Below are 17,093 nucleotides of genomic sequence, written 5' to 3'. Positions count from 1 at the left end.
TTCATCATGGAACAATTATTGATAATTTTGCTCGAAATAACTAAAACAAACAAACTATGAAACGCATATTTTTCATTTTTACTTTAATTTCATCAACAGTATTTGCTCAAGAAAAGGTCGAAAAATCGGTTGGTGAATTTACCGAACTTAAGATTTACGACTTAATTCAACTAGATTTAGTACAGGCTTCCGAAAATAAAATTGTCATCACAGGCGAAAATACCAATAATGTGATTGTCAATAATAAAAATGGTAAGCTTAAAATAAAAATGAATCTTGAAAAAATATTTAATGGTAATAGTACCAAAGTGACTTTATATTATAAACATATTGATATTATCGATGTTAATGAAGGTGCTCAAGTAACTTCTAACGACGTTATAAAACAATTTGAAATTGATTTAAGAGCTCAAGAGGGTGGAACTATATCTGTACCGGTAGAAGTAAAGCACACCTTAGTTAAAGCGGTTACAGGCGGTGTTATTACGGTTAAAGGAGACTCGAAAGATCAAAAAATAGATATCAATACTGGTGGAATTTTTAAAGGAGAAGAACTCATCACTGAAGATACCGATGTGTCGATTAAAGCGGCTGGCGAAGCTCATGTGAATGCTACCGAAGAAGTGAATGCAAAAATTCGCGCTGGTGGTAATGTTTATATTTATGGGAAGCCTCAAGTAATTAACGAAAACACAGCTTTAGGCGGTACGGTAAAGCGTATGAATTAAAAGCGTATTTATATTATTAAGACACTATCCCGAAAAGTGTGTAAGTTATAAATCGAGGGTTTAGCTTTTTTAAAGTTGAACCCTTTTTTCAAATATAGTTAAAAACTGGTTTAAAATAATGCCCCAGTTCCTAATAGGCATCGACCATTTTTTGGTAGCCTCTCTAAGGGCTAAAAAAGTGGACTTCATAACAGCCTCATCTGTTGGGAATGAGAGCTTGTTTTTAGTGTACTTTCTGATTTTTCCATTAAGGTTTTCAATAAGGTTGGTAGTGTAAATGATTTTTCTAATTTCAACAGGAAATTCATAAAAAGCAGTAAGCTCATCCCAGTTGTCTCTCCAGCTTTTAATAGCATAAGAGTACTTGTGTTCCCATTTCTGAGCAAAGTCCTCTAGAGCAGCTTTTGCTGCGTTTTTGGTGGGTGCATCATAGATATTCTTCATGTCTTTTGCAAATTCCTTCTTGTCTTTCCAAACAACATAGCGACAAGCGTTACGAATCTGATGTGCCACGCAAATTTGGGTTTTAGATTCAGGAAAAACATTTTTAATGGTGTCGGTGAAACCGTTAAGATTATCTGTGGCCGTGATAAGCAAATCCTGAACGCCTCTGGCTTTCATATCGGTTAGTACACTCATCCAAAAGGCTGCCGATTCATTCTTACCCAGCCAAAGTCCTAAGACTTCCTTTTTACCATCTCTACGGAGTCCTACGGCGATGTACATGGTTTTGTTAATGACTTTAGAGTTCTCCCGAACCTTAAATACAATACCATCCATCCAAGTAATTAAATATACGGGCTCCAGGGGTCTGTTTTGCCAAGCAATAATATCATTGGTAACTTTATCTGTGATACGTGATATGGTAGATGTAGATACATCAAAATCGTAAACTTCTCGGATTTGCTCTTCAATATCAGAATTACTCATACCCTTGGCATAAAGGCTGATAATGACGTTTTCTATGCCGTCAACCATGTTTGTGCGTTTAGGAACCAGCATAGGGTTAAAAGAAGCTTCTCGGTCTCTGGGAACTTTAATATTAGTCTCTCCTAAAGCTGTTTTTATCCTTTTAGATCCATAGCCGTTACGGGTATTGCTATTATTGGATTGCTGATGTTTCTCATAGTCTAAATGAGCGTCAAGTTCTCCTTCTAGCATCTTTTCAATACCTCGCTTTTGGATGGATTTTAGAAAGGAGGTTAGTTCGTCTCCTGTTTTGAACTGTTTTAAAAAATCGTCGTTTAGAAAATCTTCTTTCTTCATAAGTGTGTAAATTTTAAAATTAAACAAAAAATATCGAGGGTTGCAACCCTCGATATTTTTTGTTTACACACTTTATGAGATACTGCCATTATTAAAAGGCTGAATGAAAATCAATTAAACTTGATTTTTATTCAGCCTTTTTCTTTTTATATACATAACCTTAAACCATACAAAATGTTTCAAGGTTTTTACAAACACTTATTTTTAGTACATTGGCGATACAACTAACTACCTTTTATTTTGAGACTATTATACTTTGTTTTATTGTTATGCTTTCATGCTTCAACTACATTATTAGCACAAGAGCGTTCTCCTATTCAAATTTTTTCTCCTAAAGATTACGGTGCCGAAAGTCAGAATTGGGCCATTTCACAATCCAGCGAAAAGTATATTTATGTAGCTAATAACAAAGGTTTATTAGAATATAATGGTGCAGAATGGGCATTATATTTATCGCCTAATAAAACTATTTTAAGGTCTGTAAATGTTATAGACTCACTTATATATACGGGAAGTTATCGCGATTTCGGTTATTGGAAACGCAATAATTTAGGGAAGTTAGAATATGCCTCTTTATCCGATGAATTAAATTTAACTTTTTTTGAAGATGAAGAAATCTGGAACATTATTAATGTAAATGATTTTATATTGTTTCAGTCTCTAAAACGAATTTATATCTATAACAAAAAGCTAGGTAATTATGCGATTATCAATTCTGATTCGACCATCTACAAAATGTTTAAGGTGAATGAAAGTATTTATTTTCAAAGTGTAAAGGATGGTGTATATGAAATTGTTAATGGCAGTTCTAAATTGGTTTCAAAAGATGCTGTAGTTCAAGAAAATCTATTGGTAAACATCTTCAACCATCAAGGAAAATTATTATTTCAAACGGAAGATTATGGTTTTTTCATCTTGAATGAAAATAAACTAGAAAGTTGGGATATTTCTGCTAATGATAAAATTTATAACAATAGAATTTATAGTAGTATCCAGCTAAAAGACAATAGTTTTATATTAGGAAGCATTTCCAATGGCATATTTCATATAGATGCCAACGGAAATTTATTATCGCAAATCGACCAAAGTCATGGATTAGGTAATAATACCGTGCTTTCTGTTTTTGAAGATGTAGAAAACAATATTTGGCTTGGTTTAGAAAATGGTGTGAACTGCATTAATATTAAATCACCATATAAAATTTTTAATGATGATAACGGAAATATTGGCGCCGTTAATGCTTCTATTCTGTATGATGATTTTTTGTATTTAGGTACCAATCAAGGTTTATTTTATAAAAAGTATGGGACTAACAACGACTTTAAAAAAGTTGAAGGTACACAAGGCGCTACCTGGTGTTTAACTGAAATAAATAACACATTATTTTGCGGACATAATTCTGGAACCTTTGTTATTAAAAATAATAAAGCCCGTAAAGTAGCCGATGTTATAGGAACCTGGAGTATAAAACCTATTGAAGGGGCTAATAATTTATTATTGCAAGGAAACTATACCGGTTTATATGTTTTAGAACATGTAAATGGGATTTGGCAACTTAGAAATAAAATTGAAGGTTTTGATGCTTCCACAAGGTATTTTGAGTTTTTTAACGATCATGAAATTTTTGTAAGTCATGAATATAAAGGGGTTTTTAAAATTGACGTGGATAAAGCTTTAACTAAAACCCTTCATATCACAGAAGAAACAACTATTAATAAGGGTTTAAAAACCAGCCTTATTAAATACAAAGACAAAATACTTTATTCCGAAAAGAAAGGTGTTTTTGCCTACCAACCTTCAATACAAAAGTTTGTTAAGGATACGATTTTAAGTGCTTTATTTAAGGAACAAGAATTTACTTCGGGGAAATTGGTTAATGATACAAAGACTAATAAATTATGGGCTTTTTCAGAGTATGGTTTAAACTATTTAACCCCCGGAAAGTTAAGTAATACACCTACCATAAATAAAATTTCCTTACCTGCTTTTGTTAGAAACGATGTTTCTGGTTATGAAAACATTTCCTATTTAAAGGATCATAAATATTTATATGGCACTTCGCATGGTTATATTGTTATAGACACGCATTTGTTTCAAGACAAGCCTTATCAAATTAATATCAACACAATTTCTAATAGTACTTATGATGATGGCTATACCACTCTTCTTCATAACAAACATGAGTTTGGTAAATTTAAAAACAACGAAAACAATATTAAATTCAGTTATAATATTCCGGAATACAAGCGGTATTTGGTAGCAGAATATCAATATAAATTAGATGGTATTTACGATAAATGGAGTACATGGTCTACCAATTCTAGTGTTTTATTCGAGAATTTACCTTATGGTAATTATAAGTTTAGTGTTAGAGCTAGATTAGGTAATCATTTAAGTGAAAATACGGCGTCTTACAGTTTTAATATAGAAAGACCATGGTATTTATCTAATATAGCAATAATATGTTACTTTTTATTAGTCCTTATTTTTTCATTGTTTATGCATATGCTTTACACGCGTTATTATAAAAAACAGCGTTTAAAAATATTGCTTGCTAAAGAACGCGAACTCGAATTAAAAGAGTTAGAAAACAAGCAACAACTTATGCGTTTTAATAATGATAATTTAAGACAGGATATTGAAAATAAAAACAGAGAATTAAGCATTTCTACCATGAGCTTAATTAAAAAGAATGAGTTTCTTAATAGTCTAAAAAATGATCTTCAAAAGATTACAGATGTGAAAAACATCAAGCAAGTTATTAAGGTTATTGATAGAAATTTAAATAATGCAGACGATTGGAATGTTTTTCAAGAAGCCTTCAATAATGCGGATAAAGACTTCCTAAAAAAGATAAAAGCATTGCATCTGCAGCTTACTTCAAATGATTTACGTTTATGTGCTTATTTGCGTTTAAATTTATCCTCAAAAGAGATTGCGCCACTTTTAAATATTTCACCAAGAAGTGTAGAAGTTAAGCGCTATCGATTAAGAAAAAAAATGGATTTGCCGCATGAATCTAGCTTAACAGATTACATTTTGGAAATTTAAGTCCACAACATTCGGCATTTTCACCTATACAACACCACAACATTTCTACTTTTTAAGGTTTATTCATCATTTTCCCATTTATAAGAATTTGATATTAAACCTTTCTATTTGTTAACGTTTTCATAAAAACACGGGGTCTTTTTTATCATGTATATTTTTTGTTTGGGCATAAAATTCCAGGTCTCAGCTATATACTACTAATTTTATATCAGACTAAAACTAAATATTTATGAAACACATGCTATTAAAAATTCTAGCTCTATGCTTTGTGGTTTATTCAGGCGCACAAAATATAAACGTGAGCGGAATTGTACAGGATCAATCAGGGTTACCCATTCCAGGAGCAAACATTATTGTAAAAAACACCACCCAGGGGGAAATCACAAATTTCGATGGAGGCTTTACATTAACCGATGTTAAACCTGGTGCCACCATTGTGGTGAGTTTTGTTGGATACATTACTAAGGAAGTAGTTATTAAAGATAACTCTAATTTAATTATTCAATTAATAGAAGATATTGCACAACTTAATGAAGTTGTTGTTATTGGTTATGGTGCCCAAAAGAAGCAAGATCTTACAGGCGCCGTTTCTGTTGTTAATGCTAAAACTATTGAAGATTTAAACCCTATTGATGCCGCACAAGCCTTACAGGGTACCTCTGCAGGGGTTTCGGTATCGACACCTTCAGGTTCTCCAGGAGGCGGATTTAACATTTTAATTCGTGGTGTAAGTTCTAATATCGATAATGGTCCATTAGTGATTATTGATGGTTATAAAGGGGATTTAAACACCATTAATCCTAACGATATTGAAACATTTTCCGTATTAAAAGATGCACAAGCGGCTATTTATGGTATTGAAGGTGCTAATGGTGTAGTATTAGTGACTACAAAGGGAGGTAAGCGTAATACTGCTGCAAAATTTAACTATAACGGTTATACTGGGATGCAGCAAACCACACGCCAATTACCTTTTATGAACGCTACAGAATATGCCATAACTCTAAACGAAAGTTATGCAGCTGACGGTAAGGCTTTACCATTTCCAGATATTAGTGGATTAGGTAAAGGTATAGACTGGCAAGACGAACTTTTTGAAACAGCTCCAATAACCAATCATAACGTATCTATTTCTGGTGGTGGTGCGAAAAGTACCTACTATTTTGGAGGTTCTATTTTAGAACAAGATGGTATTATTGCTAGCGATAAATCTAATTTTCAACGGGCTAACGTTAAAACTAAATTAAGTTTTGATATTACCGAGAAATTAAAATTTACAACCTCTGCCAATTATTTTAATTCTAACCGAAATAGAATAGGCGAGAATGCTTTAGGCGTACCCTTATTTAATGCCTTAAACTATTCGCCAACTTATAGTCTAGGTCAAGAAGATGTTTCTGGATTTTTAGGTAACGAAGTGGTTAATCCTTTGTCGCAATTAGCGAATACTTACGATGAATTAAACGGGAATTCTATTGAAGGAACTTTTCAAATCGATTATAGTATTCTTGATAATTTAACCATCACTTCTCGTATTGGTATCAAGTCTTATAATGAAAAGGGAAAAAGCTTTTCGCCCATTGTTAATTATGGGGCTGGTAAAGTATTTAATACCGATAGAAGTAGTGTTTACCAATATCGAACTACCGATAACTCGTATACTTGGGAAACCTTTGCTACTTACAATCCTGTATTTGGTAAAAACCACAACACCACTTTTACTTTAGGAACCAGTGCATTAAGAAATTGGGGCGATCATTTAAATGCTACAGGCTTTGATGTTCCTAACAACTCTTGGGAATTTGCCGATATTTCTTTAGCGAATGGTTTAAGTGAAGCAAAATCTACAGGCTCTTATATTTACGATAGCCGTTTGGCATCTTTCTTCGGAAGATTGCAGTATGATTATAAAGGGAAGTATTTACTTTCTGCCATGATTCGACGCGATGGTTCTTCCGATTTTTCTCCTGATAATAGAATTGATTATTTCTCATCGGTTACTGCAGGTTGGAAAATTTCAGATGAAGCTTTCTTAGAAGATTCCAATGTGATAAACTTTCTAAAATTAAGAGGGAGTTACGGAACTTTAGGAAACAATGTTGGAAGCGATTTATACCGTGCCGGACTAAGTGGTGAGGCAACTTATGTTTTTAATAATGCCTTAGTTACAGGTACTGCCAACGGTAGAATTCCTAACCCAGATGCTAAATGGGAAGTTGCTGAAAAATTCGATGTCGGTTTAGATCTTAATTTATTTAATAATAAAATTGAAATCACCACGGATTATTTTATTGAAGATAGAAACGATTTATTAATTGAAGGTTTCCCGGTTTCAGGTATTTTGGGTGCAGGGGCACCAGGTGCCGGATTACCTACGGTTAATGCTGGAACAACAAGAAACAAAGGGGTTGAATTGTTTATCAATTACAAAGAAACAATCTCTGAAAATACCTCCTTTTCAATAGCCTATAATGTTACCAAAATTAATGGTGAAGTAACGGCTATTAACGGCGGAGTAATTCCAGAAGCTGGTAATTTTAGTGTGGGACAACCTGCTATTGCTAGAATGGAAGTAGGTCAGCCTTTAGGTTATTTATACGGACTTAAAACAGACGGGATTTTTCAAAATCAAGCCGAAATTGATGCGGCTCCATCACAATCAAGTTTAGGTGCTGTATCCGCTCCTGGCGATTTTAAATATGTAGATGTTAATGGTGATAACGAAATTACAATTGATGATAGAACCTATTTAGGCAAACCACAACCAGATTATATCATGGGCTTAAATTTAAGTTTTAACTATAGAAACTTAGATTTTGGTGCCTATATGTATGGCGAATTAGGTAAAGAAACCGTGCGTAACTACGAGCGTGATGAGCCAAATGTAAATAGGTTGAATATGTATTTAAACCGATGGACAGGAGAAGGCTCTACAAACAGTATGCCTAGAAATACTATTGGTGCAACTACCAACAAAGTGTTTTCAGATTTTTATGTTGAAGATTCTTCATTCTTAAGAATTCAAAACATCCAATTGGGGTATTCTTTATCTCAACCTGTGGTAGATAAGTTGGGTGTTAGTAAATTCAGACTTTACTTTTCAGTAAACAATGCCTTCACTTTTACAAAGTATATGGGTTACGATCCGGCTGCTACAAATAACGCTGCAATTGGTGGTGGTATAGACTATGGTTTTTACCCTATTTCAAGACAGTTTATTGTTGGCTTAAACCTATCCATTTAAATTATTAGCACTATGAAAAAATATATAAATAAAACAATACAAAGCCTATTAACATTAAGCATCCTTTTAGGAGCAACCGCTTGTGGAGATGCGTATTTAGAAGATGTGGATAGGTATAATATAGATTCTGAAAGTTATTTTAATTCAGAAGAGGATTATTACAACGCTTTAGTTGGCGCTTACGATTTGTTGCAGTCATCTTACGTGAATGTGATGCTAGGTGAAATTGCTTCCGATAATACCCTTGCTGGTGGCGGCAGTGCTGTAGATGTTCCTGGTTTTCAGCAGATAGATGATATGATTCACACCCCTGTAAACAGTAATCTAAGAGATATCTGGACTTGGATGTATGCTGGTGTTAATCGTGTAAATTTTATTTTAGAATTTCAAGATAAAACCGATTTCCCTGGTCGAGAAATTATAATTGGTGAAGCCTATTTTTTACGCGCTTACTATTATTTCGAGTTGGTAAAATGGTTTGGTCCGGTGCCACTTAAACAAACACGTTATGAACTTGGTGATGAAACAACCATTCCTAGATCGCCAGTTGCCGATGTGTATAAGTTAATTCAAGACGATTTAAAATACGCAGTAGAGCATTTAGAATATACAGCGCCCGAAGTTGGTCGTGTTACCAAAGGTGCGGCTTTAGCTTTATTAGGGAAAGCGTATTTGTACCAAAAACAATATGCCGAAGCAGCTTTAGTTCTTGATAGAGTTATAAATGAAGGTCCTTATGATTTGGTTGCTGATTACGATTCTATTTTTGAAAATGATGGTGAAAACGGTATCGAATCTGTTTTTGAAGTACAATATACCGATGCTGAAGGTGCTGGTTTTGAATGTTTACAATGTAGTGAAGGTAATGTTGCCGTTGGTTTTAATAGTATTAGAACGTATGATGGGCCTTTATTCGATTCTGGTTTTAGTTTCAATGTGCCTACACAAGAAGCTGTTGATGCTTTTGAAGATGGCGATTTACGTAAAGATGTAGCCATATTAGATATTGAAAACTGGGCAGCTACAACTGGTGCTACATACGGTACAGGATACGAGCATACAGGGTTTTTTAATAGAAAATACTTAGCGCGTAAAGGCGATTTAAACACGGGCGATCAAAACTTAACAAACCCTAATAACTACAGATCAATTCGTTTTGCAGATGTGTTGTTAATGGCTGCCGAAGCTTATAATAGTGGTGGTATAGACGATACCAAAGCGCAAACTTATTTAAACCGTGTGCGCGAAAGAGCTTTTGGCGATTCGGCCCATAATGTAACTTCTACAGGTGCAGCACTTACTGATGCTATTGCACATGAAAGACGTGTGGAACTTGTTGGTGAAGGACATCGTTTTTTCGATTTGGTTAGAACAGGAAAAGCAGCCCAAGAAATTGATGGTTTTACTGCTGGTAAGAATGAGGTTTTCCCTATTCCTATTGAAGAAATTCAATTTTCAAACGGAAACTGGGAACAAAACCCTAACTATTAATTCTAAATAAATATACTATGAAAATCACTAAATATATATTACAAATTTTTCTGCTTACATGTCTGGTTATGGGATGTACCGAAGATGAAAATTTAGATTACGTAAACGACATTAAAGCGCCAAAAAATGTTGCTGCTGCTGTAAGTGTAACTCAAGATAATACGGGGCTTGTAACTATTGCGCCTTTAGGTGAAGGTGTGGTTAGCTTTTTAGTTGATTATGGCGATGGATCGGAAGTTTCAGATCCTATAACTCCAGGGAAAACGACACAACATGCTTATTCCGAAGGTACTTACGATGCTGTTATTACAGCCATAGGTTTAAATGGTTTGGAAACAAAAGCGACTCAAAATATCACGGTTTCCTTTAAAGCACCAGAAAACTTAATGGTGACTATTGAAAATGATCCTGCTATTTCAAAGCTAGTTAATGTAATGGCTATGGCAGATTATGCCCTTTCTTATGAAGTATATTTCGGCGAAGTTGGAAATGATACCCCAGTTGCTGGAAATATTGGCGAACCGGTTTCTTACCAATATCAAAATGCAGGACTTTATACCATTAGAATTGTGGCTATGAGTGCCGCTATTGAAACCTTGGAATATACGGAAGAATTTGAGGTTACAGCTATTTTACAACCCCTAGATCCAGCTCCTAAACCAACAAAGGCTGCTACCGATGTAATTTCTGTTTTTAGCGATAAATATGCCAATCCAGATCCGATTGATTATTATCCAAATTGGGGACAAACAACAACTTATGCACAAATTCAAGTTGCTGGAGATAATATCATTCAATATGGTGAATTAACGTATCAAGGTATCGATTTTAATACCGTACCAATTGATGCTTCCACTATGGAATTTATCCACGTTAATGTATGGTCTGCTGAAGATTATACTATTAATATTTCACCGATTAGCGGTGGTCCTAATGAAGCGGCTTACCCCATGGTACTTACTGCAAATCAATGGAACTCGGTAGATATTCCGGTTTCACATTTTACAGATTTAAATCCTGCGGTAGATTTTAGTAACATCATCCAATTTAAATTCGATGGCGTGCCTTCTGGAGAAGGAACTATTTTTGTAGATAACCTTTATTTTTATAAAGAGTCTTCACCAGTTCAAACAGGAATTGTGGGTAACTGGAAATTGGCTTCTGTAGCTGGCGCTTTAGGTGTTGGTCCTAGCGTTGGCGATATTAGCTATTGGAATTGCGATGCAGATTGTGTTGTCCTTAGAGATTGTTATTATGATGATATTTACACCTTTGGTGCCGATGGGTCTTTTACTAACGATTTAGGTGCGCAAACTTGGACTGAAGCTTGGCAAGGCGGAGGCGATTCTTGTGGTACGCCAATTGCCCCTCATGATGGATCTAACCCAGCAACTTATGTGTATAATGAAACGGATAATACCGTAGTTCTTAATGGTGTAGGTGCTTATATAGGTTTATCTAAAGCGTACAACGGCGGAGAGCTTACAAACCCTGCCGATGCACCAACTTCTATTATTTACAATGTCACTTTTCAAGATCCTAATACCATGGCTGTTAATATTGATGTTGGTGGTGGTGTATTTTGGCAATTTATTTTGGTTAGAGATGGTCAAGTAAGTTCTCCGCTTACAGGAACTTGGCAAATGGCTCAAGAAGCTGGTGCTCTGGGCGTTGGTCCTAGTGTTGGCGATATTAGTTATTGGAACTGCGATGCCGACTGTGTAACCCTTAGAGATTGTTACTATGATGACACCTATATTTTTGGTTCCGATGGATCTTTTACAAACGATTTAGGTACTCAAACCTGGACCGAAGCTTGGCAAGGTGGAAGCGATTCTTGTGGCACGCCTGTTGCTCCTCATGACGGATCGAACGCTGCAACCTATACTTACGATGGTAGCGCAGGAACCGTCACCCTTAATGGTATTGGTGCTTTTATCGGATTAGCCAAACCTTACAATGGTGGCGAACTTGCAAGTCCTAGCGAGGCGCCAGAAGCCATAACCTACAATGTTTCATTTATCGATAATAACACGATTTCTGTAAATATTGATATTGGTAGTGGTGTTTTTTGGCAATATAAATTAGTAAGAATATAAAAAGAAATAAAATGAAAAACTTAAAATATTATATAGGAATTTTTGTTTCCCTGATGACTTTTGCTACCAGTTGTCAGGACGATGATGCTTCATTAGGAGCTATTATAGCACCAACCAACCTAAGTGTTTCTGCTGAAGTTGTTGGTCAAGATGCCGATAACCCCGATGGTGATGGTACCGGATTTGTGGATATTTCCGCGAAAGCGAACAACTTTATTAGCTATAAATTCGATTTTGGAGATGGCACAAGCGAAGTGGTACCTTCAGGAACAACCAGACACCGTTTTACAAAAGTAGGGGTAAACACTTATACGGTTATTGTTAACGCCATAGGTACAGGTGGGGTTTCTTCTAGTACGTCTATTGAGGTGACGGTGCGTAGTGATTTTGACGATCCAGAAGCCAAACAATTTTTAACAGGCGGTAGTAGTAGAACGTGGTATTTAGCGGCTTCAGAACCTGCACATTTAGGCTTAGGGCCTGCTAATGCTACTATTGATGGCGAAGGTTATTGGTACCCAAAATGGTATGCCGCACAACCTTTTGAGAAGTGTGCTGAAGAGATTAGTGCTTGTTTTTGTGATGATGAATTAACCTTCACGTTAGAAGCTAATGGGCAATTAACCTATGAATTAAATAATAATGGTTCTACATTTTTTAATGGTGGTAACCAAGCTATTGTTGGTGGCGATGGTAGTGAAGATGCTTGTTTTGATTTTGATACTTCTGGAACGAGTTTAGTGTCTTTAGCGCCTTCATCAAACGATTGGAGTACAGTACCAGATCCAGATTTTACGGCTAGAGGAACGGCTATGAGTTTTTCTGATGATGCATTTATGAGTTATTATTTAGGTACTTCCGATTACGAAATTATTTCAGTATCAGATACAGAATTATATGTGAGAACGCTAGATATTAATGATTCGGCTATAGCATGGTATTTAAAATTTCAAACCAGTCCTGCGGAAGATGCTTTCGAATCGGTTTTTAACACCCTGGTTTGGTCTGATGAATTTGATACCGATGGTGCTCCCGATGCTACTAAATGGACCTACGATTTAGGTGCTGGTGGTTGGGGAAACCAAGAGTTGCAAACCTATACAGATACTCGTGAGAATTCATATATCTCTGATGGAACCCTTAAAATTGTAGCAAAAGCAAACGGTAATGGGTACACTTCATCACGATTAAAATCGGAAAACTTAGAAGAGTTTACCTATGGTCGCGTTGAGGTTAGAGCTAAATTACCAGGATCGGAAGGTACATGGCCTGCCATTTGGATGTTGGGAGCTAATTTCGATACTGCCGGTTGGCCAGCTTGTGGCGAAATTGATATTATGGAACAAACAGGCTGGGATAAAGCTAAAACTTCAGGGGCTTTACATCTTCCTGGAAACTCTGCAGGCGAAGCAGTAACAAATAGTACGGCTAATTTAACCGCTACTTCAGAGTTTCATAACTATACGGTGGAATGGACTGCCAATGTTATTAAACTACTTGTTGATGATACTGTATTTCTGTCTTTTCCTAATACAGCAGATACCCCATTTAATAAAGACTTTTTTATGATTTTAAACGTGGCTATGGGCGGGACTTTAGGCGGCTCGGTAGATCCAAATTTTGTTGAAGATATCATGGAAGTTGAATATGTAAGAGTCTATCAATAACATTATGAGAAACTATTTTTATACTACTATTTTCAGTGTCGTACTTGTATTAATTTCATGCGGTAAAGCAAATGAAAAAGATGCGATGGCGACCACTGAAAGTGGTTCAAATACGATAAACAAAAAAGTTGACAGCCTGCTTGCTATCATGACGATAGAAGAAAAAGTAGGCCAAATGAACCAATATAACGGGTTCTGGAATGTTACAGGACCTACACCTTCTGAAGGTGGTGCGGCTAAAAAATACGAACATTTAAAAAAGGGCTATGTGGGTTCTATGCTTAATGTAAGAGGGGTTGAAGAGGTTCGTGCCGTACAGAAAATAGCAGTTGAAGAAACCCGTTTGGGTATTCCTTTAATCATTGGTTTTGATGTGATTCATGGTTATGAAACTTTAAGTCCGATTCCTTTGGCTGAAGCTGCCAGTTGGGATTTAGACGCTATAAAAAAATCAGCAGCTATAGCAGCTAAAGAATCTGCTGCTGCAGGAATAAACTGGACTTTCGCGCCAATGGTTGATATCTCTAGAGATGCCCGTTGGGGACGTGTTATGGAAGGTGCTGGTGAAGATCCTTATTTAGGCTCTAAAATTGCTGTGGCACGCGTACAAGGGTTTCAGGGCGACGATTTAGCTTCTCCTAATACCATTGCAGCCTGTGCGAAGCATTTTGCTGGTTATGGGTTTGCAGAATCTGGCAGAGATTACAATACGGTCGATGTTGGTACATCAACTTTAAATAACATAATTTTTCCACCCTTTAAAGCTGCTGCCGAAGCTGGCGTTAAAACTTTTATGAATGCTTTTAACGAACTTAATGGCGTACCAGCAACAGGAAATGCTTATTTACAACGTGATATTTTAAAAAGCAAATGGAACTATGATGGTTTTGTAGTATCAGACTGGGGCTCATTAAACGAAATGATTGCCCACGGCTTTGCAGCTAACAAAAAAGAAGTTGCAGAATTAGCCGTAAAAGCAGGCTCTGATATGGATATGGAATCTTATGCTTATGTGGAAGAATTGGCCAATTTAGTTAAAGAAGGCAAAGTGGACGAAGCTCTTATTAATGATGCGGTAAAGCGTATTTTAAGGGTAAAGTACGAGTTAGGTCTTTTTGATGATCCTTATAAATATTGTGATGAAAGTCGCGAAAAAGCGGTTATTGGTTCTAAAGAAAATAATGATGCAGTTCTAGATGTTGCTAAAAAATCTATCGTACTTCTTAAAAATGAAGGGAACGTATTACCATTAAAAAAAGAGGGTCAGAATATTGCTTTAATTGGAGCTTTGGCAAACGATAAAACCAGTCCATTAGGTAGTTGGCGTATTGCTGCCAAAGACAGTACAGCTGTTTCTGTTTTAGAAGGAATTCAAAATTATAAAGGCAATACCATTTCGTATGCTAAAGGTGCCGATGTAACTATTGGAAAAGGTGAATTTGCTATCGAATTAAATATAAATACCACCGATAAAAGTGGTTTTTCAAAAGCTATTGCAACAGCAAAAAATGCAGATGTTGTGGTTATGGTTTTAGGTGAACATGGTTTTCAATCAGGGGAGGGTAGAAGCCGTTCGGAATTAGGTTTACCAGGAGTTCAGCAAGAATTATTAGAAGCCGTTTATAAGGTGAATAAAAACATCGTTTTAGTATTAAATAACGGCAGACCTTTAACCATAAACTGGGCCGATGCACATGTGCCTGCCATTCTAGAAGCCTGGCAATTAGGTACACAAAGTGGGCATGCTATTGCACAAGTTTTGTATGGCGATTATAATCCAAGCGGAAAATTGCCAATGACATTCCCTAAAAGTGTTGGACAAGTGCCTATTTATTACAATTACAAGAATACAGGACGTCCAAAACTACCTGCTCCAGATGAGGTATTTTGGTCGCATTATACCGATCAAAGCAATGCGCCTTTGTATCCTTTTGGTTACGGTTTAAGCTATACCTCTTTTGCTTACTCTAATCTAAATGTTCAAGTTGTTTCTAAAAATGAAGTGCAAGTTTCGGTAGATCTAAAAAACACAGGAAAAGTAACTGGAAAAGAAGTGGTGCAATTATACATTAGAGATTTGTTTGCAAGCGTAACGCGCCCTGTAAAAGAGCTTAAAGGATTCGAAATGGTTGAATTAGATGCCGGAGCATCCAAAACCATTCATTTTGTTTTAACCGAAAAAGAACTCGGGTTTTATGATAATGAAGGTCATTTTATTATTGAACCAGGCAAGTTTAATGTGTTTGTTGGCGGAAGTTCCAATACCAATCTAGAAGCCAATTTCGATTTAGAATAACCTTAAATGATTTAGTTAATAGTTTTTTTTAGAATTTTGTTTGTTTTAAAAGTGTGGCCTAAGTGTCACACTTTTTTTTGTCATCTCCAGTGGCATGCATTCAATGTTTATGTAAACTCGTTGTTTTAAAAATATTTCTTTACTTTGTGTAAAGCTTTCCATATAGATGTTTGATGATATTTTAACTGCCATTCCCTTCGGAATCATTTTAGCCTTTACCATTGGTCCTGTTTTTTTTGTGTTACTTGAAACCAGTGCTACAAAGGGGTTTAGAGCGGCAATAATTTTCGATTTAGGCGTTATTCTAGCCGATATTATCTTCATTTTAATTGCTTTTTACAGCACCAATAACCTAAGAGGTAAAATAGGAAACGACCCCAGTTTCTTGATTTTTGGAGGCGTTTTACTTATTGTTTATGGTATTATTTCCTTTATAAAAACCTCAAAATCATTTAGAACCATTGTTAAAGAGTATTATAAAGTTGAAATTAATAAAGCCTATGGCAAACTTTTTATCAAAGGATTTTTACTTAATTTCATCAATATTGGGGTGCTTTTAGGCTGGCTTGGTTTTATTGTTTTAGGCGATTCTTTAACGTCTTCAGAACATGGTGGAGCCATTTTTATTACCTCTATGGTGGCTTCTTACTTTATTACCGATTTAATTAAAATTCTTATCGCAAAACGCTTAAAAGCTAAACTTACTCCACGACTTATTTTTAAAACTAAAAAGGTGATTGCTATAGTCATTCTTGCTTTTGGCATTCTGTTATTATTGCAAGGCATATTTCCCAAGGCTTACGAGAAAAATAAAGAAAAGTTAGAGCATCAAATATATCACGATTAACCTTGATGTTGTTATAGCTTATTATTGTAAAAATTTTGTATTTCAAACTATTGATTGGAACTATAAGTTTTATGTTTTATAAGTGATTATGTGTGAAACTGTTGTATTCATATGGTTCTTTTGTCTGTGTAAATGAGGTAATCCCACAGATCACAAAGTACTTTTAATGGTTAATATAGCACCTTTTAATGCTTAATCAGGTTCAATATAACATCCTAAAAACTTTAAAAAAAGCATAAAAAAAAGCTTCCAGAAAACTGAAAGCTTTTTTGAGGCGTCGAGCGGATTCGAACCGCTGTACAAGGTTTTGCAGACCTCTGCCTAGCCACTCGGCCACGACGCCATTTATATGTAAAATTTCAGGGTTTCTGAAATCTGCTGCAAATGTATAAAAAAATGTGACT

The 17,093-nt window shown here is 35.5% G+C and carries 9 protein-coding genes and 1 tRNA gene; 8 read left to right on the top strand and 2 right to left on the bottom strand.

The window, feature by feature from the left end; translation table 11 throughout:
- Positions 1–56 precede the first annotated feature (56 nt).
- Entirely contained in the window at positions 57–728 is a 672-nt protein-coding gene (locus C1A40_RS06605) for a head GIN domain-containing protein (protein WP_102995206.1), read from the top strand.
- Between the two features lie 69 nt (positions 729–797).
- On the opposite strand, the gene C1A40_RS06600 is transcribed toward C1A40_RS06605, so the two are convergent.
- Positions 798–1,994 carry an IS256 family transposase gene (locus tag C1A40_RS06600; protein WP_102995205.1) on the bottom strand — a complete coding sequence of 399 codons (1,197 nt, stop codon included), beginning with the start codon at positions 1,992–1,994 and terminating at the stop codon, positions 798–800.
- A gap of 240 nt (positions 1,995–2,234) precedes the next feature.
- Between C1A40_RS06600 and C1A40_RS06595 the strand changes: the two genes are divergently transcribed.
- The 7 genes from C1A40_RS06595 (at position 2,235) to C1A40_RS06565 (ending at position 16,689) form a co-directional block, all read left to right on the top strand.
- The gene (locus tag C1A40_RS06595; protein ID WP_102995204.1) at positions 2,235–5,045 is read left to right on the top strand and encodes a helix-turn-helix and ligand-binding sensor domain-containing protein; all 2,811 of its coding nucleotides are present in this window, start codon (positions 2,235–2,237) and stop codon (positions 5,043–5,045) included.
- Positions 5,046–5,274: 229 nt separating this feature from the next.
- Positions 5,275–8,289, top strand: a complete 3,015-nt coding sequence (locus C1A40_RS06590) for a SusC/RagA family TonB-linked outer membrane protein (RefSeq protein ID WP_102995203.1) — start codon at positions 5,275–5,277, stop codon at positions 8,287–8,289.
- Positions 8,290–8,301: 12 nt separating this feature from the next.
- Complete coding sequence (locus C1A40_RS06585) at positions 8,302–9,780, top strand: RagB/SusD family nutrient uptake outer membrane protein (RefSeq protein ID WP_102995202.1); 1,479 nt, start codon at positions 8,302–8,304, stop codon at positions 9,778–9,780.
- Between the two features lie 17 nt (positions 9,781–9,797).
- A complete protein-coding gene (locus C1A40_RS06580; RefSeq protein ID WP_158651307.1) occupies positions 9,798–11,879 on the top strand; it encodes a hypothetical protein in 2,082 nt (693 codons plus the stop codon).
- An 11-nt stretch (positions 11,880–11,890) separates the two neighbouring features.
- Positions 11,891–13,546, top strand: coding sequence for a family 16 glycosylhydrolase (locus C1A40_RS06575; protein ID WP_102995200.1), 1,656 nt, complete (start codon positions 11,891–11,893; stop codon positions 13,544–13,546).
- Positions 13,547–13,550: 4 nt separating this feature from the next.
- A complete protein-coding gene (gene bglX / locus C1A40_RS06570) occupies positions 13,551–15,842 on the top strand; it encodes a beta-glucosidase BglX (protein ID WP_102995199.1) in 2,292 nt (763 codons plus the stop codon).
- 166 nt (positions 15,843–16,008) lie between these two features.
- Positions 16,009–16,689 (top strand): LysE family translocator, encoded by a 681-nt coding sequence (locus C1A40_RS06565; RefSeq protein ID WP_102995198.1) that lies wholly within the window; start codon positions 16,009–16,011, stop codon positions 16,687–16,689.
- A gap of 272 nt (positions 16,690–16,961) precedes the next feature.
- On the opposite strand, the gene C1A40_RS06560 is transcribed toward C1A40_RS06565, so the two are convergent.
- Positions 16,962–17,032: transfer RNA gene (locus tag C1A40_RS06560), tRNA-Cys, on the bottom strand.
- Positions 17,033–17,093 lie beyond the last annotated feature (61 nt).

Source organism: Tamlana carrageenivorans (assembly GCF_002893765.1).
Taxonomy (GTDB): Bacteria; Bacteroidota; Bacteroidia; order Flavobacteriales; family Flavobacteriaceae; genus Pseudotamlana; species Pseudotamlana carrageenivorans.
The sequence above is the reverse complement of the archived record's forward strand: the minus strand, read 5'-3'. Positions and strand labels throughout refer to the sequence as shown.

What these genes read in the sequence shown, in the direction of transcription:
- C1A40_RS06575 (WP_102995200.1), top strand. Translation starts at nt 11,891, where the DNA reads ATGAAAAACTTAAAATATTATATAGGAATTTTTGTTTCCCTGATGACT.
- C1A40_RS06580 (WP_158651307.1), top strand. Translation starts at nt 9,798, where the DNA reads ATGAAAATCACTAAATATATATTACAAATTTTTCTGCTTACATGTCTG.
- bglX (WP_102995199.1), top strand. Translation starts at nt 13,551, where the DNA reads ATGAGAAACTATTTTTATACTACTATTTTCAGTGTCGTACTTGTATTA.
- C1A40_RS06605 (WP_102995206.1), top strand. Translation starts at nt 57, where the DNA reads ATGAAACGCATATTTTTCATTTTTACTTTAATTTCATCAACAGTATTT.
- C1A40_RS06590 (WP_102995203.1), top strand. Translation starts at nt 5,275, where the DNA reads ATGAAACACATGCTATTAAAAATTCTAGCTCTATGCTTTGTGGTTTAT.
- C1A40_RS06585 (WP_102995202.1), top strand. Translation starts at nt 8,302, where the DNA reads ATGAAAAAATATATAAATAAAACAATACAAAGCCTATTAACATTAAGC.
- C1A40_RS06600 (WP_102995205.1), bottom strand. Translation starts at nt 1,994, where the DNA reads ATGAAGAAAGAAGATTTTCTAAACGACGATTTTTTAAAACAGTTCAAA.
- C1A40_RS06565 (WP_102995198.1), top strand. Translation starts at nt 16,009, where the DNA reads ATGTTTGATGATATTTTAACTGCCATTCCCTTCGGAATCATTTTAGCC.